Source organism: Acerihabitans sp. TG2, from assembly GCF_035013185.1.
In the GTDB taxonomy this organism is placed as follows: domain Bacteria; phylum Pseudomonadota; class Gammaproteobacteria; order Enterobacterales; family Enterobacteriaceae; genus Acerihabitans.
Window position 1 is genome coordinate 70,566 of the sequence record NZ_JAYGJO010000021.1, and the last position, 22,521, is coordinate 93,086.

Consider the following 22,521-nt stretch of genomic DNA (forward strand, 5'->3'; position numbering starts at 1 on the left):
AATTTGGGCCGCCGGTTTTTTATTGATAATGACGTGCCGGCCCCGGATTAACCAAGAGCGACCATCAGCGCGCCGGCGGTAATTAACACCACCCCGGCACCGGCTATCAGCGACACTTTTTCCCCAAACAGGATCACGGCCATGATCACCGCAAACACCACACTGAGCTTATCGATGGGCGCCACTTGTGAAACATTGCCAAATTTAATCGCCATAAAATAAAATAACCATGACAGGGCGCCTGCCACTCCGCTCAGTACAATACATCCCAGGGCCTTTTTATCCGCGAGTATATCGCTGACCAAATGTATTTTTCCCTGTACCACCACCACTCCAATCAAAAAAACCGCCATCACCACCGACCGGATTGCGGTAGCACTGTTGGCGTCCAGGTGCTGCAAACCTATTTTGCCAAAAATCGCCACCAAAGAGGCTGTCAGGGCGGAAAGTAACGCATAAATCAGCCAAGTACTCATGAAAGATCTCCACCACGGATGTGCTACTGCAGAAAACGATATAATTCAGCCCGAGCAAACAAGACTACAACCTTAGTCGGCGGTAACCCAACGAATTTAAAGCATAAAACGATAACCAATGCCGGTTTCAGTGAGCAAATGGTTGGGTTGGGCTGGGTCGGACTCCAGTTTTTGCCGCAAATGGCCCATATAAATGCGCAGATAGTGGCTATGCTCCACCGCGTTAGGCCCCCATACCTCGCGTAGTAAGTGGCGCTGGGTCAATACTTTGCCTTGGTGGGCTATGAGCGTGGCCAGCAGGCGAAACTCAATCGGGGTCAGATGAAGCAGCTCTCCTTTCCGGCTCACTTGGCGGTTGACCAAATCGACGCTAATCGCGCCAAAACAGACCAACTGTGATTTTTCCTCGCCGCGCAGCGGGCGGCGCAGAGCCACGCGCACCCGTGCCAGCAGTTCGCCGATACCGAAGGGTTTGGTTAAATAATCATCCGCACCCGCATCTAGAGCATCGATTTTATCCTGTTCATCGCTTCTGGCCGATAAGACCAGGATACCGATGGCACTCCATTGGCGCAGATCGCGGATAAAATCCACGCCGTTGCCATCGGGCAGTCCGAGATCAAGTACGATAAGATCCGGTTTACGGGTGGCGGTTTCTATTAGACCATTGGCCATGTTTTCCGCATCAAAAACCCGATACCCCTCACGCTCCAAGGCTTGGCGGACAAAACGGCGAATGGCATCTTCATCTTCGATTATCAGGATATTGGCAGTCAACGTGCTCACGTTTCCTCCGTTTGCGCCAACTCTGGCGTGTAGTAGCGTACCGGCCAGGTACCCACCTCTTACAGTGGGATGCGCCCACCACGTTATACCTATTCTACTACCGTCCATTAAGTGCAAAAATAGCGGGGGTGATGGTGGCCCTGAACCTGCGACCCACCGTGGTCAATAATGGGATACAGCCTAGCGCAATCTGGTGCTTTTATCAGGAAAATAGCGCACTCTGCAGATCATCATTTATTCGCTGGTTGTCACCCAAGCCGGGGTGACTTAACTGGCGCGACTTATGAAAAAAACCGTCGATCGGTCAGAACCAGATCGTCTACGCTTTGCTAATGGATTATTGGAGGGCGAAGCATGAGCAATAAGATTCCTATCGGCATCAGCGCGTGCCTGATGGGTGAAAAGGTGCGTTTTGATGGGGGGCACCGGCGTTTGGCTTTCGCTATGGATGACCTGGCGCCTTTTGTCCATTTTGAGCCGATCTGTCCGGAAATGGCCATCGGTTTGCCCTCACCGCGCCCGGCGTTGCGGCTGGTCAAAGACCAAGAGGGCCAGATCGGCATGTACAGCGGAAAAAGTCCGGATGAACACGATCTTACCGAGGCCATGGTGACGTTTTCCGCGCGTCAAAGTCTGCAGTTGGCGCATTTATCCGGTTATATCGTCTGCGCTAAATCACCCAGCTGTGGTATGGAGCGGGTCAGGGTTTATGATCGAAGTGGTTCGCAAAAAAATGGCGTTGGGCTCTTTACTCAGGCGCTAATGCGACAACTGCCCTGGCTGCCGGTGGAGGAAAATGGTCGGTTAAACGATCCCGCACTACGGGAGAATTTCGTTGCCCGGGTGTTTACGCTATTTGAGTTCAATCAGCTCATGGCACAGCCGTTAACGCGCGGCGGATTAATGGCTTTTCATCGCTGCTACAAGCTGCTGCTGCTGGCCCATTCTCAGCCGTTGTATCGCCAACTTGGGCCATTTGTTGCAGCCATGGATCAATGGGACTCGTTGGAGCTGTTTGCCATGGAGTACCGTAACCGGCTGATGGCCCTGCTGGCCAACAGCGCCACGCGGCCAAATCACACCAACGTACTGATGCATGTGCAAGGTTATTTTCGTCGTCATCTGACGTTCAAACAGCGGCAAGAACTGGCGCTGTTGATTGACAGTTACCGGCAAGGACTACAGCCGCTGCTGGCGCCGATCACGTTGTTAAAGCACTATATGGCTGAATACCCGGACGCCTGGCTGGCACAACAACGCTATTTTGAACCTTATCCGGAAGCGTTGCGGTTGCGCTATGGTCATTAACATCAAGGAAGAGACAATGAAAACCCATCTTGTGTGGTTGCGTGCTGATCTGCGCGTGCATGATAACCCAGCGCTGTACGCTGCTTGCCGGGATCCTGGTGCCAGGGTACTGGCGGTCTATATCGCCACGCCAGCGCAATGGCAACAGCATGATATGGCGCCACGCCAGGCGGGTTTTATCCGTAACAATCTGCTGGTGCTAAGACAGTCATTAGCCCAGCGTGGCATACCGTTGCATTACCAGCAATGTGCCGACTTTCAGGCATCAGTCTCCTGGCTAGTGGACTTTTGCCGACAGCAACGGGTGGACGCGCTGTTTTACAACTATCAGTATGAACTTAATGAGCGCCAGCGCGACCTTGCTGTGGAGCGGGGGTTGGCCGGCGGTGTGCTGTGCCAAGGGTTTGACGATGGCGTACTGTTGCCGCCCGGTACGGTGCAAACTGGCGGCGGCATGTACCGGGTATTTACGCCATTTCGCAACGCATTTTTGCGCCGGCTTATTGACGCCGACCCGCAGTGTGTGCCGGCACCGCCATCGCGCGCGAGTACTCTCCCGGACATGACTGGGGAACTGACGCCGTTTGATTATCCAACCCAGGAGCCGGGTGATGATTATCCGGCTGGAGAGGCGGCGGCACTGTCGCGACTGCGCACTTTTTGCCATCAGCAGATGCAAGATTACCGCACGGCGCGAGATTTGCCGGCGTTAGATGCCACCAGTCAGCTTTCCGCTTACCTGGCAATCGGTGTGATCTCGCCTCGCCAATGTTATAACCGTCTGCGCCAGGCCTATCCTGACGTGCTGTCCGCTCCTGACAGCGGTGCGTTTACCTGGTTAAACGAACTGATTTGGCGCGATTTCTATCGTCATCTTATTGTCGCTTTCCCGGCATTGTGTCAACGACAACCGTTTATCCGCTGGACGCGTCACGTCGCGTGGCGGCGCGATGCCGAGCAGCTAAATGCCTGGCAACAAGGCCAGACCGGTTATCCTATTGTCGATGCTGCCATGAGGCAGCTCAACCATAGTGGTTGGATGCATAACCGGCTACGTATGATCACCGCCAGCTTTCTGGTGAAGGATCTGCTGATAGACTGGCGTGAAGGGGAACGCTATTTTATGTCTCGGCTGATTGACGGCGATTTTGCCGCCAATAATGGCGGATGGCAGTGGGCCGCGTCCACCGGCACCGATGCCGCGCCCTATTTTCGGATTTTTAATCCCACCACCCAGGGACGGCGCTTTGATCCGCAAGGGGTCTTTATCCGTAAGTGGTTGCCGGAATTATCCGTAGTGCCGGACACCTATGTGCACGAACCGCACCTTTGGCCGGATAAGGGCCACGATGGACTGGATTATCCGCATCCTATCGTGGATCATGGCCGCGCTCGCCTGTCTACCCTGGCGGCATATAAGACCGCGAAAGCCCTTGGGTAATCGAAGGTCGCAATAATAAAAAAATCATGGCTGAAATAAGGTTTTACCGTTATGCGTAACATTGATCTGGAACAACTCATCAACCAACAGCTTAATACCACCACTTTCCAAGACTATGCTCCCAACGGGCTGCAGGTCGAAGGTCGGACGGATGTCAAGCGTATCGTCACTGGCGTTACTGCGTGTCAGGCGCTGCTAGACGCCGCTGTGGCGAGGGGTGCCGATGCGGTATTAGTGCATCACGGCTATTTTTGGAAAGACGAGCCACCGTCGATTCGCGGAATGAAACAACGTCGGCTGAAAACCCTGTTAAACCATGATATTAACCTGTACGCGTGGCATCTTCCCCTGGATGCGCATCCCACCTTAGGCAATAATGCTCAGTTGGCCGCGTTGCTGGGTATCGACATTAAGGGACAATTGGTGCCGTTAGTCCCTTGGGGCGAATTCTCCCCGGCTATTGACCCGCTGGCGTTGCTTGAGCTTTTAGAAACGCGCTTGGAACGATCGGTCCTTCACTGCGGTGATAACGCCCCGAAGAAAATATCCCGACTGGCGTGGTGCACCGGTGGCGGCCAAAGTTTTATCGAACAGGCGGTCAAGGCCGGGGTGGATGCGTTTATCACCGGTGAGGTTTCTGAGCAAACGATTCATATCGCACGGGAGATGGGACTGCATTTTTACGCAGCCGGTCACCATGCGACCGAGCGTGGTGGTATCAAAGCGCTTGGGGAATGGTTGGCCAGGTTCCACGGTATGGATGTCACTTTTATTGATATTCCGAATCCAGCGTAATCCTGCTCACTATTACATTTTCCCGCTAAACGCATTACATTACCTGCAATACATCACCGGTTAACCAGATTTGTTTCTCAGGAGGCGGTATTGCAACGGGCTCGATGTTACTTATTGGGTGAAAGCACGGTCGTGCTTGAGCTAGAACCTCCCATCACCGTGGAGAGCCAACAGCGTATCTGGGGCCTTGCCGCGCGGATAGCGGACTACGAAGAGGTGCGGGAGGTCATTCCGGGTATGAATAACCTGACCGTTTTGCTGGCTAATCCACAGCGTTCGGCGCTGGATGCTATTGAGCGTTTGCAAAATTGGTGGGAAGAAAGCGAGGCTGTGGTTCCCGCGTCGCGCGAGGTGAATATCCCGGTGGTTTATGGGGGCGAGATGGGCCCGGATTTGACCTGGGTGGCGGACCATGCCGGCATGTCGACGCGTCAACTGGTAGAGTGCCATTCCAGCGTGACCTATGTGGTTTATTTTCTCGGTTTCCAACCGGGATTTCCTTATCTGGCCGGGCTGCCGGAAAGCATAACCGCACCGCGTCGTGCCGAACCCCGCCTGAGTGTGCCGGCCGGCTCGGTCGGTATTGGTGGCAAACAGACTGGCATTTATCCACTGGCGACGCCGGGAGGGTGGCAAATTATCGGACGGACCACGTTGGTGATGTTCGATCCGCGTAACGATCCACCCACGTTGCTATTGCCCGGTGATAACGTGCGCTTTGTGCCACAACGGGAGGGCATATGCTAAAGGTACTGCATGCCGGTATGATGACCGCCATTCAAGATGGCGGCCGTAACGGTTTTCGTCATCTCGGTATTAGTCTGGGTGGTGTGTTGGATCTTCCTGCCATGAAAACGGCTAATTTGCTGGTGGGCAATGACCAGGATGATGCGGTGCTGGAAATTACTCTCGGCCAATTCACTGCGCAAATAACCGCCCCTGGCTGGTTAGCACTGACCGGCGCCGATTGCCATGCGCTGCTCGATGGCAAACCATTGTGGACCGGTTGGCGTTTTCAAGTGCGTCCGGGGCAGACGATCACACTGGCAACACCAAAACATGGCATGCGCAGCTACTTGGCCGTTTCGGGTGGATTTGATGTGCCGAAGGTGCTGAATTCGCGCAGTACCGATCTTAACGGTGGTTTTGGCGGTTATCTGGGACGGAAAATCATGGAGGGCGACCTGCTGATTGCCGGTGAGTCCCGCACCATACTGTCCCGGCAAATCGGCATCAGGCAGCTGTTATTTGGCAATCGTGTGCGGGCGCTGCCCGGCCCGGAATATCGTGAATTCTCCGCTGATTCGCAAGAGGCCTTTTGGCGCTTGAGTTGGCAACTTAGCCCGCAGAGCAACCGCATGGGTTATCGGTTACAAGGCCGGGCGTTAAAGCGCAACACCGATCGTGAACTCTTTTCCCATGGGTTGTTGCCCGGAGTGGTGCAGGTACCCCATGGTGGCCAGCCGATTGTGCTGATGGCCGATGCCCAAACTACCGGTGGTTACCCGCGGATTGCCTGTGTTATCGCCGCTGATTTGTTTCATTTGGCACAAATTCGTCTGGGTGAGCCGATTCACTTTATCCACTGCACACTAGAAGAAGCCCACGCCGCCTGGCTTGAGCAAGCCCGCTATTTCGAGCAAATCGCCTGGCAGTTGGATCCTGCCAATCAGCCTGCCATCACCGCGTAAAAAAAAACGCCGCATTATGCGGCGTCAGACTGCTTACAAATGTGTCCCTGAACTAACGGCGGGTATGATGGGTAAGAAGAGTAAAGCGTAGTGCGCCAGGGATGGCGCGCACGAGCCTACATGGATGTATTCATGGCGTCTTTACGATCTTGCCCATCATGCCCGGCTTTGTCATCAAACTCAAAAAAACGCCGCATTATGCGGCGTTGACGTTTATACGGCAGTGGCAAACGGGCTATTTAATCTGTGAAACAAACTCGCGTTTATCATAACCAGTATAGAGCTGGCGTGGTCGGGCAATTTTGACCCCGTCATCATGCATCTCTTTCCAGTGGGCAATCCAGCCGACGGTACGCGCCATGGCGAAAATAACCGTAAACATGGTGGAAGGGATACCCATGGCTTTAAGAATGATGCCGGAATAAAAATCCACGTTCGGATAAAGCTTTTTCTCAATAAAGTAGGGGTCGTGCAAGGCGATGTGTTCAAGTTCCATGGCGACCGCCAGCAGATCGTCGGATAGCTTCAGCTCTTTTAACACTTCGTGGCACGTCTCGCGCATCACGGTAGCGCGCGGATCGTAGTTTTTATAAACCCGATGGCCGAAGCCCATCAAACGAAACGAGTCGTTTTTATCTTTGGCCCGTTCAATAAAGGCCGGTATATGTTCGACGCTGGATATTTCCTCCAACATACGCAGCGTGGCCTCGTTGGCACCGCCATGGGCCGGTCCCCACAAAGAGGCAATCCCGGCCGCGATGCAGGCAAACGGATTGGCGCCGGATGATCCGGCAGTGCGCACCGTGGAGGTGGACGCGTTTTGCTCATGATCGGCATGCAGAATCAATATTCGATCCATCGCACGTTCCAGGATTGGATTGATCACATACTCCTCGCACGGCGTGGAAAACATCATATGCAGGAAGTTGCCAGCATAAGAGAGATCGTTGCGGGGATACACAAAAGGCTGACCAATGGAATATTTATAACACATGGCGGCCACGGTCGGCATTTTAGACAATAAACGGAACGCTGCGATTTCGCGATGGCGTTCAACGTTTACATCCAGCGAATCATGATAGAACGCCGCCAACGCGCCGGTTACGCCACACAGTACCGCCATCGGATGGGAGTCGCGGCGAAAACCGTTAAACAGGCGTGTGATTTGCTCATGCACCATAGTGTGACGGGTCACTATGTCGCGGAATTCTTCGTATTGCTTCAGCGTTGGCGATTCGCCGTTCAATAGGATATAGCAAACTTCGAGAAAATTGGAATGCAGTGCCAGTTGATCAATAGGAAAACCACGGTGCAGTAAAATGCCTTCATCGCCGTCGATATAGGTAATTTTGGATTCACAGGACGCGGTGGAGGTGAAACCGGGATCGAAGGTGAAGTAGCCTTTACCACCCAGCTTACGGATATCAATTTCCTTTGCGCCGAGCGTTCCGGTCAATACATCGAGTTCAATCGGCGCTTCACCCGGTAGGTTCAGCGTTGCTTTATTGTCAGCCATTATAATCTCCTTAGCGCTTATATGATAAATCTTTGACCATAGGGTACCGACACGCCTGCGGGACCTTGCGCGTTTATTGTCAACCCATCGCTCCGGCTTAACGTCTCACCCAACATCTTTCTCGTCGCAGGTGCATTGGTTATGCGCTTTCACCCCAATCACTTACCTGAGTAATTTCATGGAGTTGTGTTACTTACCGCTAACCTGCAGCTCAAAATCTATAGGGTATCTGCAGGATACAGAGCTTAAGGATGGTGCAAGTTGTTCCCGGCGAGGATGAAAAAACGGCTTTCCTCGGTTATTAAAGATCTACAGGTATTAATTTTAGCCATTTATAAAGGCACCTTACCCCTTAAGAATAGGATGCGCCTCACACTGTTGCATAATCTTTGTCATGGCGGAAGTTTTCTATGCCAATAGTTCATCATTTATAGCATATTGGGTAGTTCACTTGTAATGAATATGTTGCTTTTTTGTCAATGTGGTTGTATGGAATTGGGGTAAATGTAAAATTCGTGAGCCAAGTCACTAAACGACCCAAATGTTACCAAACAAATTGTAGGGGAATTGTAATCATAATGTGAAAGCCATATACTTCCCTAAGGTCTCCGGAACCCCCTGTAGTAGGAGCACCCAGCGTTATTTAATGCGTCATTTAAGCACAAAGGATTGGTACTGTTGAGCACATGTCGCGTCATGGTTACCCGTTAACGCTGTCTGACCCACCCAGGACCGGAGGAAGGAAAAATAATAATAGCTGTGTGGGCAAAACCGTGAAAAAACAAAGGCCTGTCAACTTGGATCTGCAAACGATCCAGTTTCCCGTTACTGCGATAGCTTCTATTCTCCACCGCGTTAGCGGAGTCATCATGTTCATAGCCATCGGTATCCTGCTCTGGATATTGGGGCTTTCCCTTTCCTCCGCCGAAGGTTATATCCAAGCAACGGCTATCATGGATAGCTTCATCGTCAAGTTCATCATGTGGGGCATTTTGACCGCGCTGGCCTATCATGCCATCGGGGGTATTCGGCATATGCTGATGGATTTTGGCTACCTGGATGAGACATTAGCCGTGGGGAAATTATCGGCAAATGTTACATTTGTGATCACTATCGTGCTTTCAATTCTGGCGGGAGTACTCGTATGGTAAGCAATGCTTCGGCACTAGGACGTAATGGAGTGCATGAGTGGTTATTGGTTCGGGCTTCCGCCATCGTAATCTGCCTTTACATTCTTTATATGCTGGGATTTATCGTTTTTGCCGATAACCTTAATTATGAGATTTGGCGCGGTTTTTTTTCTTTACCCATGACGAAGGTCTTTACCCTGCTGACGCTGTTTTCCATCCTGGTGCATACCTGGATCGGCATGTGGCAGGTATTAACGGATTACATCAAACCGGTGGCGCTTCGGCTGTCATTGCAACTGGCTATAGTTATCGTGCTGTTGGTGTATTTTTTTTATGGAACTGTCGTGGTGTGGGGTGCATAAATGAGTTTGCCAGTAAGAGAATTTGATGCTGTGGTTATTGGTGCGGGTGGTGCGGGAATGCGCGCTGCGCTGCAGATTTCACAGATGGGCCTCTCCTGCGCCCTGGTTTCCAAAGTTTTCCCTACTCGTTCCCATACGGTTTCCGCACAGGGTGGTATCACTGTTGCCTTGGGTAATACCCATGAGGACGACTGGCAGTGGCATATGTATGACACCGTAAAAGGTTCCGATTATATCGGTGACCAGGATGCCATTGAGTATATGTGTAAAACCGGTCCGGAAGCGGTGTTGGAACTCGAACATATGGGGTTGCCATTTTCCCGCCTGGACGATGGACGCATTTATCAGCGTCCGTTCGGTGGTCAGTCGCGTAATTATGGCGGTGAACAGGCGGCGCGTACCGCCGCCGCCGCCGACCGTACCGGTCATGCGTTACTTCATACTCTTTATCAGCAGAACCTCAAAAACCACACCACTATTTTTTCCGAATGGTACGCGCTGGATTTGGTAAAAAACCAGGACGGTGCGTTTGTCGGTTGCACGGCGCTATGCATTGAGACCGGTGAAGTGGTCTATTTTAAGGCGCGGGCTACCATTCTGGCCACCGGCGGGGCCGGGCGTATCTATCAGTCCACCACCAATGCCCACATCAATACCGGCGACGGTATTGGCATGGCGCTGCGCGCCGGTGTGCCGGTACAGGATATGGAAATGTGGCAATTCCATCCCACTGGCATCGCTGGCGCGGGAGTGCTAGTCACCGAAGGTTGTCGTGGTGAAGGCGGTTACCTGCTTAATAAGGACGGTGAGCGTTTTATGGAACGCTACGCGCCCAATGCCAAGGACCTGGCAGGCCGCGATGTGGTCGCCCGCTCGATCATGATTGAAATTCGAGAAGGTCGCGGCTGCGATGGGCCTTTGGGGCCGCACGTCAAACTCAAGCTTGATCACCTAGGTAAAGACGTACTGGAGTCGAGGTTGCCAGGTATTCTGGAACTGTCGCGGACCTTTGCTCATGTGGATCCGGTGAAGGATCCGATCCCGGTTATCCCTACCTGTCACTATATGATGGGTGGCATCCCCACCAAAGTGACCGGACAGGTGATGACAGTCGATGCTCAGGGCAAGGATGTGGTTATGCCCGGCCTGTTCGCGGTAGGCGAAATTGCCTGCGTATCGGTACATGGCGCCAATCGCCTCGGCGGTAATTCTTTGCTCGATCTGATCGTGTTCGGCCGTTCTGCCGGTATGCATTTGCAGGAGTCGCTCACTGAGCAAGGGCCGTTCCGCGATGCCGGCGAAGACGACATCAACGCCGCGTTGGTGCGCTATAACCGCTGGGACAGCAACCGCACTGGCGAGAATCCGGTAGAAATACGCAAAGCCCTGCAGGCCTGCATGCAAAACAATTTCTCGGTGTTCCGGGAAGGTGATGCCATGGCCAAGGGGTTGGCAGAGTTAAAAACGATTCGCGAACGCCTAAATAACGCCCGTCTGGACGATACCTCCACCGAATTCAATACCCAGCGGGTGGAATGCCTGGAGCTCGATAATCTCATGGAAACTGCGTATTCCACTGCGATGGCCGCCAACTTCCGTACTGAAAGTCGTGGTGCGCACAGTCGCTTTGATTTTCCGGATCGTGACGATGCCAACTGGTTGTGCCATAGCCTTTATTTGCCTGAGAGCGACACCATGACCCGTCGAGAAGTCAATATGCAACCGACATTGCGCCCGGCATTCCCGCCGAAAGTGCGTACTTATTAAGGGCTGGGGGGGAAAGTGATGAAAGTTGAATTTTCGATTTACCGTTATAATCCTGATATTGATAACAAACCGCGTATGCAGGATTATCACTTAGAGATCGATGAAGGCCACGATCTGATGTTGCTGGACGCGTTAATCCAACTGAAAGAGCAGGATCCAACGCTGGCGTTTCGTCGTTCCTGTAGGGAAGGGGTCTGTGGTTCCGACGGCGTGAACATGAATGGAAAAAACGGACTGGCCTGCATTACCCCGGTGTCCACTCTGCGGAAAGGGGATAATAAAATTGTTATCCGCCCATTGCCGGGGTTACCGGTAGTGCGTGATTTGGTGGTGGACATGGGGCAGTTCTACGCCCAGTATGAAAAAATCAAGCCTTATCTATTGAATAATGGCAATAATCCGCCGGCGCGGGAGCATTTGCAAAGTCCACAGGAACGGGAAAAACTGGACGGGTTGTACGAATGTATCTTATGCGCCTGTTGTTCCACAGCATGTCCGTCATTCTGGTGGAATCCGGATAAGTTTATCGGCCCGGCCGGGCTTCTGGCGTCTTATCGTTTCCTCATTGATAGCCGCGACACGGAACGGGAAGGGCGTTTGGAGGATCTGAATGACGCGTTCAGCGTATTCCGCTGTCATAGCATCATGAATTGCGTCAACGTTTGTCCAAAAGGGCTGAATCCGACTAAGGCCATTGGGCATATTAAAAATATGCTGGTGCACCACAGTGCCTAAGTTGCGTGGTGTAACAGTTTAAGTTATCCATCCGGGGTGCGTCCTATCACCAAGCGGCGATGGACGTACCGAGACTTGCCTCGCAGACATTAGGCTGCGTCGAGGCTATAAAAACGCCAAGGCAATGGATAGCATAGGAAATCTTTGAAAACCGGTTAATCATGTCAGATCAGCCGCTTTTCAAAGGTTCCTTCGGTTCGGTTATTTACGCCGATTTGTGGGTAGGTAATACACCGGTTGAACCGCTTATATGTTGAAATAAACATGTTAACCACGGCGAAAACTGAGCTTAAACAGCTTAAGGGATCATAATGCAGAACGGCGCAATGAAGGCCTGGCTGGATTCCTCCTATCTGGCGGGGGCGAACCAGTCCTACATAGAGCAGCTCTATGAGGATTTTTTAACGGATCCTGACTCTGTTGACGATAGCTGGAGTACAGTATTTAAGCAGTTACCCACTTCTGGAGTCAGCCCCGACCAACTCCATTCCAAGACCCGGGACTATTTTCGGCGATTGGCTAAGGATGCAACGCGCTACACTTCTACGGTCAATGACCCGGATAACGATGCCAAGCAGGTTAAAGTCTTGCAGCTCATCAATGCGTTTCGCTTTCGCGGCCACCAGCATGCCAACCTCGATCCGCTGGGTTTATGGCAACAAGAAACCGTTCCTGATTTGAATCCGGCGTTCCATAACCTCACCGAAGCCGATTTCCAAGAGAGCTTTAACGTTGGTTCCTTTGCCATTGGCAAGGAAACCATGAAGCTTGCGGATCTCTACGATGCGTTGAAACAAACCTATTGTGGTTCAATCGGCGCTGAGTATATGCACATTACCAATACAGAAGAAAAACGCTGGATCCAACAGCATATCGAATCTGTGGTGGGGCAGCCGAGCTTTAGCCAGGATGAGAAACTGCGTTTTCTCAGCGAGTTGACGGCGGCTGAGGGCATCGAACGCTATTTGGGTGCCAAATTCCCGGGGGCCAAACGCTTTTCTCTGGAAGGCGGCGACGCGTTGATCCCCATGCTAAAAGAGATGGTTCGTTACGCAGGTAAAAACGGAACCCGCGAAGTGGTGCTGGGCATGGCGCACCGCGGTCGTTTAAACGTCCTTATCAACGTGCTCGGTAAGCTGCCGCAGGATCTGTTTGATGAGTTCGCGGGTAAGCACAAAGAGCATTTGGGGACCGGCGATGTGAAATATCATCAGGGTTTCTCATCCGATGTGGAAACCGATGGCGGCATTGTCCATCTGGCGCTGGCCTTTAACCCCTCTCACCTTGAGATCGTAAGCCCCGTGGTGGTGGGTTCCGTGCGTGCCCGTATCGATAGGCTCGGTGAACACAGTAGCAAAATGGTGCTGCCTATCACCCTGCATGGTGATGCGGCCATTAGTGGACAGGGCGTGGTGCAAGAAACGCTGAACATGTCCAAGGCGCGTGGCTACGACGTTGGCGGTACGGTACGCATTGTCGTGAACAACCAGGTGGGTTTTACTACCTCGAATCCTCACGACGCCCGCTCGACCCAATATTGCACCGACATCGCCAAAATGGTCCAGGCGCCGATTTTCCATGTCAACGCTGACGATCCTGAAGCCGTGGCGTTTGTCACCCGGGTTGCGCTGGATTTTCGCAATACCTTCAAACGCGACGTCATGATCGACCTGGTGTGCTATCGCCGCCACGGTCATAACGAAGCGGACGAGCCGAGCGCCACTCAGCCCCTGATGTATCACAAGATCAAAAAACACCCGACACCCCGAAAAATCTATGCCGATAGATTGGAGCGTGACGGCGTCGCCACGCTGGGGGACGCCACCGAAATGGTCAATGTATACCGTGATGCTCTGGATCGTGGCGAGTGTGTGGTGAAAGAGTGGCGGCCAATGAACATGCACTCCTTTACCTGGTCGCGTTTTCTTAATCATGACTGGGACGAGGCTTATCCCAGCGAGGTCGAACCCAAACGATTGCAGGAGTTGGCCCGGCGCATCAGTGAAGTGCCGGCCGGCGTGGAAATGCAGCCGCGGGTAGCCAAGATCTACCACGATCGTGCTCTGATGGCCGCCGGTACCAAACCGTTTGACTGGGGCGGTGCCGAAACCCTGGCCTACGCTACGTTGGTGGATGAAGGTGTGCCCATCCGGCTGTCTGGTGAAGATACCGCGCGCGGTACCTTCTTCCACCGACACGCCGTGGTGCATAATCAGAAGAATGGCTCAACCTATACGCCGTTGGCCCATGTGCACAACGGTCAGGGCACCTTCCGTGTGTGGGACTCGGTATTATCCGAAGAAGCGGTGCTGGCCTTTGAATACGGTTACGCCACTGCCGAACCACGGACTTTGGTGATCTGGGAAGCGCAGTTCGGTGATTTTGCTAACGGTGCGCAAGTGGTTATCGATCAGTTCATCAGTTCTGGTGAGCAAAAATGGGGCCGGATGTGTGGGCTGGTGATGCTGCTCCCCCACGGCTACGAAGGGCAGGGACCGGAGCACTCTTCAGCTCGGTTGGAACGCTACCTGCAACTTTGCGCAGAACAGAATATGCAGGTCTGTGTCCCTTCCACGCCAGCACAGGTCTACCATATGCTGCGGCGTCAGGCATTGCGCAATATGCGTCGGCCGCTGATCGTCATGTCGCCGAAATCTCTGCTGCGCCATCCTATGGCTATCTCGTCGTTTGAGGATTTGGCGCAGGGAGGGTTTATGCCCGCCATTGGCGAAATAGACCCGATTGATCCACAGGGAGTAAAGCGCGTCGTGATGTGTTCTGGTAAGGTTTATTATGATTTGTTGGATCAGCGCCGCAAAAACGGTCAACAGGACGTGGCTATTGTGCGTATCGAACAGCTTTATCCGTTCCCGCACCAGGCGGTACAGGAGGTTCTCAAGCCCTTCTCTCATGTACAAGACTTTGTCTGGTGCCAAGAGGAGCCGCTGAACCAGGGTGCTTGGTATTGCAGTCAACATCATCTGCGTGAAGTCATTGCTTTTGCAGCATCACTACGTTACGCGGGACGCCCGGCATCCGCTTCGCCGGCGGTTGGGTATTTGTCCGTGCACCAGACACAACAAAAAAATCTGGTCAATGACGCGCTGAACGTTAATTAAATATAAGGATAGATAATGAGTAGCGTAGATATTCTGGTTCCTGACCTTCCCGAATCCGTTGCCGATGCGACTGTCGCCACTTGGCATAAAAAGCCTGGCGACAGCGTTCAGCGCGATGAAGTGCTGGTTGAAATTGAAACCGACAAGGTGGTACTGGAAGTTCCTGCTACCGAAGCGGGTATATTGGAAGCACTGTTGGAGGACGAAGGCGCGACCGTGACGTCACGCCAGGTGCTTGGGCGGCTGCGTCCCGTCGACAGCACCGGTCAGGAAACCTCAGAAAAATCACAATCTAAGGAATCCACGCCTGCCCAGCGTTACACCGCCGGTCTGGAAGAACACCATACCGAAGCCATCAGCCCTGCCATTCGGCGTTTGATAGCGGAACATGACCTGAACGTGGAAGAAATCGTCGGCAGCGGCGTTGGCGGGCGTATCACTCGGGAAGACGTGGAAAAACACCTCGCCGGTAAAACGGTGAGCGCCGCTCCAGTTCCAGCTCCGGCCCCCTCCGCTGCACCGGCAGCGGCCAAAGCGTCGGTTCCGGCCTTGGGCGATCATACTGAAAAGCGTGTTCCAATGACCCGTTTGCGTAAACGCGTCGCCGAGCGTCTGCTGGAAGCCAAAAACAACACCGCCATGTTGACCACCTTTAATGAAGTCAACATGAAACCGATTATGGATTTACGCAAACAATATGGCGAGGTCTTTGAGAAACGCCATGGTATCCGCCTTGGTTTCATGTCTTTCTATATTAAAGCGGTAGTGGAAGCGTTAAAACGCTTCCCGGAAGTGAACGCCTCCATTGATGGCGAAGATGTGGTTTATCATAACTACTTTGATATCAGTATTGCCGTGTCCACTCCGCGCGGGCTGGTCACGCCGGTGCTACGTGATGTGGATGCCTTGGGTATGGGGGATGTGGAAAAATCCATCAAGGAACTGGCAGTAAAAGGACGTGATGGCAAACTAAAGGTGGAAGAACTGACCGGAGGTAACTTTACGATTACCAACGGCGGCGTTTTCGGTTCGTTAATGTCAACACCGATCATTAATCCTCCGCAAAGCGCGATCCTGGGCATGCATGCTATCAAGGACCGCCCTATGGCGGTTAATGGTCAGGTGGTTATCCTGCCGATGATGTATCTGGCGCTCTCTTACGACCATCGGTTGATCGACGGTAAAGAGTCGGTGAGTTTCCTGGTCACCGTGAAAGATATGCTAGAAGATCCGACCCGTCTGCTGCTTGACGTTTAGCGGATAACGGATACGGCTGCAGGGCCGTATCCGTCTTTAGTCTCAGGACGGCAACGCGACATTGCCGGCGTTTTATTGCCTTTGGCTAGAACCCTTTAATGGTGGCTATAGTACGCTGCCGTCGATACTCCAGACGAAGATGGAAACAACATCATGAACTTACATGAATATCAGGCAAAACAGCTGTTTGCTCGGTATGGTCTGCCTACCCCTACGGGTTTTGCATGTACCACGCCGCGGGAAGCGGAAGAATCCGCCTCCAAGATTGGCTCCGCCCCTTGGGTCGTGAAATGTCAGGTGCACGCCGGTGGTCGCGGTAAATCGGGTGGCGTCAAAGTGGTAAACACTAAAGATGAGATTCGCGCCTTTGCGGAAAATTGGCTGGGCAAGCGGCTGGTCACTTACCAGACCGACGCCTTGGGCCAACCGGTACACCAAATTCTGGTGGAAGCCGCAACCGATATCGACAAAGAACTTTATCTGGGTGCTGTGGTGGACCGTGGATCCCGGCGCGTGGTGTTTATGGCCTCTACCGAGGGTGGCGTGGAAATCGAGAAAGTCGCCGAACAGACGCCGCATTTGATCCACAAGGTGGCGCTTGATCCGCTGACCGGGCCACAACCGTTCCAGGGACGTGAACTGGCGTTCAAATTAGGACTGTCTGGTAAGCAGATCGGCCAGTTCACCAAAATTTTCATGGGATTGGCCACGCTGTTTCTTGAACGGGATCTGGCGCTGGTGGAGATTAACCCGCTGGTGATCACCCGCGAAGGCAATCTGATCTGCCTGGACGGCAAACTTAGCGCCGATGGCAACGCGTTGTTCCGTCAGCCTGAACTCCGCGAAATGCGCGATCCTAGCCAGGAGGATGCAAGGGAAGCTCAGGCGGCGCAATGGGAACTGAACTATGTAGCTCTGGACGGCAATATTGGTTGTATGGTTAACGGCGCCGGACTGGCCATGGGCACCATGGATATTGTGAAACTCCACGGCGGTTCGCCGGCCAACTTCTTGGATGTTGGCGGTGGTGCAACCAAAGAGCGGGTCACCGAGGCGTTTAAGATCATCTTGTCGGACGAAAATGTCAAAGCGGTGCTGGTGAATATCTTCGGCGGTATCGTGCGTTGCGATCTGATTGCCGAAGGCATTATCGGTGCGGTGGCGGAAGTGGGCGTTAACGTGCCGGTGGTGGTGCGTCTGGAAGGTAACAACGCTGAACTTGGCATCAAGACCTTGGCCGAAAGCGGCCTGAATATCATTGCCGCCACCAGTTTGACCGACGCGGCCCAACAAGCGGTAGCTGCGGTGGAGGGAAAATAATGTCCATTTTAATCGACAAGAATACCAAAGTCATTTGCCAGGGATTTACCGGCAGCCAGGGGAGTTTTCATTCCGAACAAGCACTGGCCTATGGCACGAAAATGGTCGGCGGCGTAACGCCGGGCAAAGGTGGTACCGAACATTTAGGGCTGCCGGTATTTAACACCGTGCGTGAAGCCGTGACAAAAACCGGTGCCACGGCATCAGTGATTTATGTTCCGGCACCGTTTTGCAAGGACTCGATCCTTGAAGCCATTGACGCGGGCATCGAGCTGATTATTTGCATTACGGAAGGCATCCCCACACTCGATATGCTGGTGGTGAAGGCTAAGCTGGAACAAACCAGTGTGCGCATGATTGGCCCTAATTGCCCAGGGGTGATCACCCCTGGGGAATGCAAAATTGGCATTATGCCTGGTCATATTCATCAGCCTGGTCGTATAGGCATTGTATCGCGTTCAGGGACCTTGACCTATGAAGCGGTAAAACAGACCACCGACACCGGGCTTGGCCAGTCAAGCTGCGTAGGTATTGGCGGCGATCCTATTCCAGGTTCCAATTTCATCGATATCCTTAAGCTGTTTGAGCAAGACCCACAAACCGAGGCTATCGTGATGATTGGTGAAATCGGCGGCAGCGCGGAAGAAGAAGCGGCTGCTTACATCAAGGAGCACGTGACTAAACCGGTAGTGGGTTATATTGCCGGTGTTACCGCGCCGAAAGGCAAGCGTATGGGACACGCCGGGGCGATTATCGCCGGAGGTAAAGGTACGGCGGATGAGAAATTCGCTGCGCTGGAAGCCGCAGGAGTCAAAACGGTGCGCAGCTTGGCGGATATCGGGCAGGCACTGAAAGCGCTGCTGGTGTAACACCGCCACCGCTTTTAGCTTGCGGGTGGGACGGTATAGCGCGGCATAGGAACACACGGCCAGGTTTGGCGCGGTGGTTCTTAGGCCGCGTTTTTTTTTGCGAGAGACAGCCTTAATGGGTGGGGCTAAGCGTTTACCGTATTTTTCGTTTATGTTAACTGTTGGTTAAATTATCAAACGTACCCCATTAATTTTAAATAAAAACCCTTTTTGCAATAACCCACACAGATCGTTCGAACTTTCGAGAAAATAATAGCGCCGTAACAATTAAAAAATATCATCAGCTGATATTTTTCTTTTTGGGTAATTTAGCGATCTTATTAATTACACTTTTTTAACATCGAACACATTGAGGTTGAAATATATTATATTTTTTAACAAAAGTCGCTGAAAGTTGCGCTAAATCAATGATTTTTTGTGGTGAATTATGCTCAAATTTGTAGAAATTGCGCTAGCGCAATTTCTACTTTACTGCTTTTTAATGTCGGTTTTGATCATGACACCAATTCTTAACCGGAGTCACGAAAAAAGATATTTATCCCGAGTAATTTGAGGGGTACTATATGCACAGCTCTACCAGGAAAGTGATGTTTTATTAAAATCCGCCTTTGGTTTTTCCGTGCTAACGCGTTAGCGCTGTTTTTTTTACGGAACGGTCCTAGGTCAGGAACAATTATAAACTCTTTATTATTCACCGCGGGTTGTTGCGTCGCTTTGTCACATTGAAGCGCCAGATTACCGCACGTGGGAGCTATCTCGCGAGGAGCAAGGGGTCAACATGTTTGATGTCGTCGAACTGTCCAGATTGCAGTTTGCCTTAACTGCGATGTACCATTTTCTGTTTGTCCCACTCACCCTGGGTATGGCCTTTTTATTGGCCATTATGGAAACGGTCTACGTCCTGTCAGGCAAACAAATTTATAAAGATATGACCAAATTCTGGGGCAAGTTGTTTGGTATAAACTTCGCTCTGGGTGTGGCCACCGGCCTGACCATGGAGTTCCAATTCGGGACTAACTGGTCTTATTTTTCCCACTATGTCGGCGACATTTTCGGCGCCCCTCTGGCCATTGAAGGCCTGATGGCCTTCTTCCTGGAATCGACCTTTGTTGGCTTGTTTTTCTTCGGGTGGGATCGTCTGAGTAAAACACAGCATTTAACCGTGACCTGGATGGTGGCGTTAGGCTCTAACCTTTCCGCACTCTGGATTCTGGTGGCCAATGGTTGGATGCAAAATCCCATCGCGTCTGATTTCAATTACGAAACCATGCGTATGGAAATGGTCAGCTTTGCTGATCTCGTGCTCAATCCGGTGGCGCAGGTTAAATTCGTGCATACCGTGGCTGCGGGTTACTGCACCGGTGCCATGTTCGTACTCGGTATTAGCTCCTACTATCTGCTTAAAGGACGTGATGTGGCTTTCGCCCGCCGTTCTTACGCCATCGCGGCAGCCTTCGGCATGGCGGCAGTGCTGTCGGTGATCGTTCTGGGTGATGAATCCGGCTACGAAATGGGTGATGTGCAGAAAACCAAGTTGGCGGCAATCGAGGCGGAGTGGGATACCCAGCCGGCGCCTGCTGCATTTACCCTGTTCGGCATTCCCAATCAGGCAACGCAGCGCAACAACTTCGCCATCCAGATCCCATTCGCCCTGGGGATTATCGCCACCCGCTCGCTTGATGGGCAGGTGACAGGTCTTAAGGATTTGCTGGCCCAGCACCAGATTCGTATCCGTAATGGCATGAAAGCCTATGCGCTACTGCAGCAGTTGCGTAGCGGCGATGCTGATCCGGCGGTGCGCAGCAAGTTTGAGCAGGTCAAGAAAGACCTGGGTTACGGGTTGCTGCTCAAACGTTATACCAATGACGTGGCAAACGCCACTGAGGCACAGATTCAGAGCGCAACTAACGACTCAATACCACGAGTGGCTCCACTGTACTTCTCCTTCCGTATTATGGTTGCGGGCGGCGTACTGATGCTCATCATCATTTCCATGTCCTTCTGGAGCGTAATACGTAACCGTATTGGCCAAAAACGCTGGTTGCATAAAGCGGCACTGTATGGCATTCCCATTCCCTGGATTGCCATTGAGGCCGGTTGGTTTGTCGCGGAATATGGTCGTCAGCCTTGGGCTATTGGTGAAATATTACCTACCGCAGTGGCCAATTCCAGCCTGACCGCCGGTGATATCCTGTTCTCCATGGGCTTGATCTGCGGGTTATACACCCTGTTCCTGGTGGCTGAGATGTACCTGATGTTTAAATACGCGCGCTTGGGACCAAGCAGCCTGAAAACCGGTCGTTATCATTTCGAACAGCCGACGCTCACCGCGCAGAAAGCACATTAACAGGAGACCGAGCCATGTTTGATTATGAAGTATTACGCTTTATCTGGTGGGTGCTGATTGGTGTCCTGCTGATAGGCTTTGCGGTGACCGACGGTTTTGATATGGGTGTCGGTATGCTGATGCGTATTATTGGACGCAACGATACCGAGCGACGCATCATGATCAACGCCTTCGCCCCGCACTGGGAAGGCAATCAGGTGTGGTTGATCACCGCCGGCGGCGCGTTGTTTGCCGCCTGGCCAACCGTCTATGCTGCTGCGTTCTCCGGTTTTTATGTCGCGATGATACTGGTGCTGGCCTCGCTGTTTTTTCGTCCGGTGGGTCTGGAATACCGGGCGAAAATCGACGATAACCGCTGGCGTAACGTTTGTGACTGGGGCATTTTTGCCGGCAGTTTTATTCCTCCAGTGGTGATCGGTGTGGCGTTCGGCAACCTGTTGCAGGGCGTGCCTTTCCATATGGATGAATACCTGCGCGTATTCTACACAGGTAACTTTTTCCAACTACTGAACCCGTTTGGTCTGTTGGCTGGGATCGTTAGCCTGGGAATGTTCCTGACGATAGGGGCTACTTATCTGCAAATGCGTACCAGTGGCGATTTGCTGGTGCGTGCCCGCACCGCGGCTCAGGTGTGTGCTTTATTAACCATGGTGACCTTTCTGTTGGCCGGCGTGTGGTTGGTTAAAGGCATTGATGGGTTCACCATTACCTCGGTGATGGATCTTAACGCGCCATCGAATCCGTTAAATAAAGAAGTGGTACATCAGGCTGGTGCCTGGATGGCTAATTATCACAACTATCCGATACTGTGGATCGTGCCGGCACTGGGCGTGCTATTGCCGTTGCTCACTATCCTGTGTTCCCGGCTACGCCACGGTGCCTGGGCATTTATTTTCGCCTCGTTGACCATTGCCTGTGTGATCTTGACCGCTGGCATCACCATGTTCCCGTTCATTATGCCTTCAAGCACCATGCCTGAAGCCAGCCTGACGGTATGGGATGCGACCTCGAGTTTGTTGACCCTACAGGTGATGACTCTGGTGGCTGCGGTGTTTGTGCCTATCGTCCTGCTCTACACCTTCTGGTGCTACTACAAGATGTATGGTCGCATCACTAAAGAGCACATTGAACAAAACACGCATTCGTTGTACTGAGAAAGGAGCTGAAAATGTGGTATTTCGCCTGGATCCTTGGAACGCTGCTCGCCTGCGCCTTTGGTATCATTACCGCTCTGGCGCTGGAGCATCATGAAGACAGCAAAATTGCTGATAACACCACAGGGCAAGACCTGAATTGATTAAATCCTTAATCGATTATCTCTATCGCCTTACCGACAAGAGCCCTCTACGGGCTCTTTCCCTGCTGATGGCGCTGGTACTGGCCGGTTGCGTGTTCTGGGCGCCTGCGCGTTTCGCCACACAAACCAGCTCGTTGGCTGTTTGGCACAATCTGCTTATCGTGTGGGCAGTGTGCGCTGGGGTGGTGCATGGCGTCGGCTTCTATCCCCGACGCCTGGGCTGGCGGCTGTTTTTCCTGCCGCCACTGGCGATGTTGGTACTGGTTTGCGCGCTGATCTACGCCTTTATCTGACGGCCAGGGTTA

At 52.6% G+C, this 22,521-nt stretch carries 20 protein-coding genes; 17 read left to right on the plus strand and 3 right to left on the minus strand.

What is annotated here, in order from left to right; genetic code table 11:
* Nucleotides 1-47: 47 nt before the first annotated feature.
* Together SJI19_RS17370 and kdpE are read right to left on the minus strand one after the other, a co-directional pair.
* Nucleotides 48-476, minus strand: a complete 429-nt coding sequence (locus SJI19_RS17370; protein WP_323479526.1) for an EamA family transporter — start codon at nucleotides 474-476, stop codon at nucleotides 48-50.
* Between the two features lie 96 nt (nucleotides 477-572).
* On the minus strand, nucleotides 573-1,253 hold the full coding sequence (gene kdpE / locus SJI19_RS17375; protein WP_416347559.1) for a two-component system response regulator KdpE: 681 nt from the start codon (nucleotides 1,251-1,253) through the stop codon (nucleotides 573-575).
* Between the two features lie 363 nt (nucleotides 1,254-1,616).
* Here kdpE and SJI19_RS17380 point away from each other — a divergent pair, with 363 nt between their 5' ends.
* The 5 genes from SJI19_RS17380 (at nucleotide 1,617) to pxpC (ending at nucleotide 6,497) form a co-directional block, all read left to right on the plus strand.
* Complete coding sequence (locus tag SJI19_RS17380; RefSeq protein WP_323479528.1) at nucleotides 1,617-2,570, plus strand: 2-thiouracil desulfurase family protein; 954 nt, start codon at nucleotides 1,617-1,619, stop codon at nucleotides 2,568-2,570.
* 16 nt (nucleotides 2,571-2,586) lie between these two features.
* Nucleotides 2,587-4,011, plus strand: a complete 1,425-nt coding sequence (phrB, locus tag SJI19_RS17385; protein WP_323479529.1) for a deoxyribodipyrimidine photo-lyase — start codon at nucleotides 2,587-2,589, stop codon at nucleotides 4,009-4,011.
* A gap of 51 nt (nucleotides 4,012-4,062) precedes the next feature.
* A complete protein-coding gene (locus SJI19_RS17390; RefSeq protein WP_323479530.1) occupies nucleotides 4,063-4,806 on the plus strand; it encodes a type 2 GTP cyclohydrolase I in 744 nt (247 codons plus the stop codon).
* A 90-nt stretch (nucleotides 4,807-4,896) separates the two neighbouring features.
* Nucleotides 4,897-5,553 (plus strand): 5-oxoprolinase subunit PxpB, encoded by a 657-nt coding sequence (gene pxpB / locus SJI19_RS17395; protein WP_323479531.1) that lies wholly within the window; start codon nucleotides 4,897-4,899, stop codon nucleotides 5,551-5,553.
* Complete coding sequence (gene pxpC, locus SJI19_RS17400) at nucleotides 5,547-6,497, plus strand: 5-oxoprolinase subunit PxpC (RefSeq protein WP_323479532.1); 951 nt, start codon at nucleotides 5,547-5,549, stop codon at nucleotides 6,495-6,497. The genes pxpB and pxpC overlap by 7 nt, the downstream gene beginning before the upstream one ends.
* Before the next feature lie 235 nt (nucleotides 6,498-6,732).
* Here pxpC and SJI19_RS17405 read toward each other — a convergent pair whose 3' ends face one another.
* A complete protein-coding gene (locus SJI19_RS17405) occupies nucleotides 6,733-8,013 on the minus strand; it encodes a citrate synthase (protein ID WP_323479533.1) in 1,281 nt (426 codons plus the stop codon).
* Nucleotides 8,014-8,774: 761 nt separating this feature from the next.
* Between SJI19_RS17405 and sdhC the strand changes: the two genes are divergently transcribed.
* The 12 genes from sdhC to ybgE all read left to right on the plus strand — a co-directional run bounded on the left by sdhC (nucleotide 8,775) and on the right by ybgE (nucleotide 22,509).
* Nucleotides 8,775-9,164 (plus strand): succinate dehydrogenase cytochrome b556 subunit, encoded by a 390-nt coding sequence (gene sdhC / locus SJI19_RS17410; RefSeq protein WP_323479534.1) that lies wholly within the window; start codon nucleotides 8,775-8,777, stop codon nucleotides 9,162-9,164.
* Entirely contained in the window at nucleotides 9,158-9,505 is a 348-nt protein-coding gene (gene sdhD / locus SJI19_RS17415) for a succinate dehydrogenase membrane anchor subunit (RefSeq protein WP_323479535.1), read from the plus strand. Before sdhC ends, sdhD begins: the two co-directional genes overlap by 7 nt.
* On the plus strand, nucleotides 9,506-11,272 hold the full coding sequence (gene sdhA, locus SJI19_RS17420) for a succinate dehydrogenase flavoprotein subunit (protein ID WP_323479536.1): 1,767 nt from the start codon (nucleotides 9,506-9,508) through the stop codon (nucleotides 11,270-11,272).
* A gap of 18 nt (nucleotides 11,273-11,290) precedes the next feature.
* Nucleotides 11,291-12,007 (plus strand): succinate dehydrogenase iron-sulfur subunit, encoded by a 717-nt coding sequence (locus SJI19_RS17425; RefSeq protein ID WP_323479537.1) that lies wholly within the window; start codon nucleotides 11,291-11,293, stop codon nucleotides 12,005-12,007.
* A 311-nt stretch (nucleotides 12,008-12,318) separates the two neighbouring features.
* The gene (gene sucA, locus SJI19_RS17430) at nucleotides 12,319-15,126 is read left to right on the plus strand and encodes a 2-oxoglutarate dehydrogenase E1 component (protein WP_323479538.1); all 2,808 of its coding nucleotides are present in this window, start codon (nucleotides 12,319-12,321) and stop codon (nucleotides 15,124-15,126) included.
* A 15-nt stretch (nucleotides 15,127-15,141) separates the two neighbouring features.
* A complete protein-coding gene (gene odhB / locus SJI19_RS17435) occupies nucleotides 15,142-16,383 on the plus strand; it encodes a 2-oxoglutarate dehydrogenase complex dihydrolipoyllysine-residue succinyltransferase (RefSeq protein ID WP_323479539.1) in 1,242 nt (413 codons plus the stop codon).
* A gap of 153 nt (nucleotides 16,384-16,536) precedes the next feature.
* Nucleotides 16,537-17,703: an ADP-forming succinate--CoA ligase subunit beta gene (sucC, locus tag SJI19_RS17440; RefSeq protein ID WP_323479540.1), complete on the plus strand. Its 1,167-nt coding sequence runs from the start codon at nucleotides 16,537-16,539 to the stop codon at nucleotides 17,701-17,703.
* Nucleotides 17,703-18,572 carry a succinate--CoA ligase subunit alpha gene (gene sucD, locus SJI19_RS17445; protein WP_323479541.1) on the plus strand — a complete coding sequence of 290 codons (870 nt, stop codon included), beginning with the start codon at nucleotides 17,703-17,705 and terminating at the stop codon, nucleotides 18,570-18,572. The genes sucC and sucD overlap by 1 nt, the downstream gene beginning before the upstream one ends.
* A 778-nt stretch (nucleotides 18,573-19,350) precedes the next feature.
* Nucleotides 19,351-20,919, plus strand: a complete 1,569-nt coding sequence (cydA, locus tag SJI19_RS17450) for a cytochrome ubiquinol oxidase subunit I (RefSeq protein WP_323479542.1) — start codon at nucleotides 19,351-19,353, stop codon at nucleotides 20,917-20,919.
* 14 nt (nucleotides 20,920-20,933) lie between these two features.
* Nucleotides 20,934-22,073 carry a cytochrome d ubiquinol oxidase subunit II gene (gene cydB, locus SJI19_RS17455; RefSeq protein ID WP_323479543.1) on the plus strand — a complete coding sequence of 380 codons (1,140 nt, stop codon included), beginning with the start codon at nucleotides 20,934-20,936 and terminating at the stop codon, nucleotides 22,071-22,073.
* A gap of 14 nt (nucleotides 22,074-22,087) precedes the next feature.
* Complete coding sequence (cydX, locus tag SJI19_RS17460) at nucleotides 22,088-22,216, plus strand: cytochrome bd-I oxidase subunit CydX (protein WP_323479544.1); 129 nt, start codon at nucleotides 22,088-22,090, stop codon at nucleotides 22,214-22,216.
* Nucleotides 22,216-22,509 carry a cyd operon protein YbgE gene (gene ybgE / locus SJI19_RS17465; RefSeq protein ID WP_323479559.1) on the plus strand — a complete coding sequence of 98 codons (294 nt, stop codon included), beginning with the start codon at nucleotides 22,216-22,218 and terminating at the stop codon, nucleotides 22,507-22,509. Before cydX ends, ybgE begins: the two co-directional genes overlap by 1 nt.
* Nucleotides 22,510-22,521 lie beyond the last annotated feature (12 nt).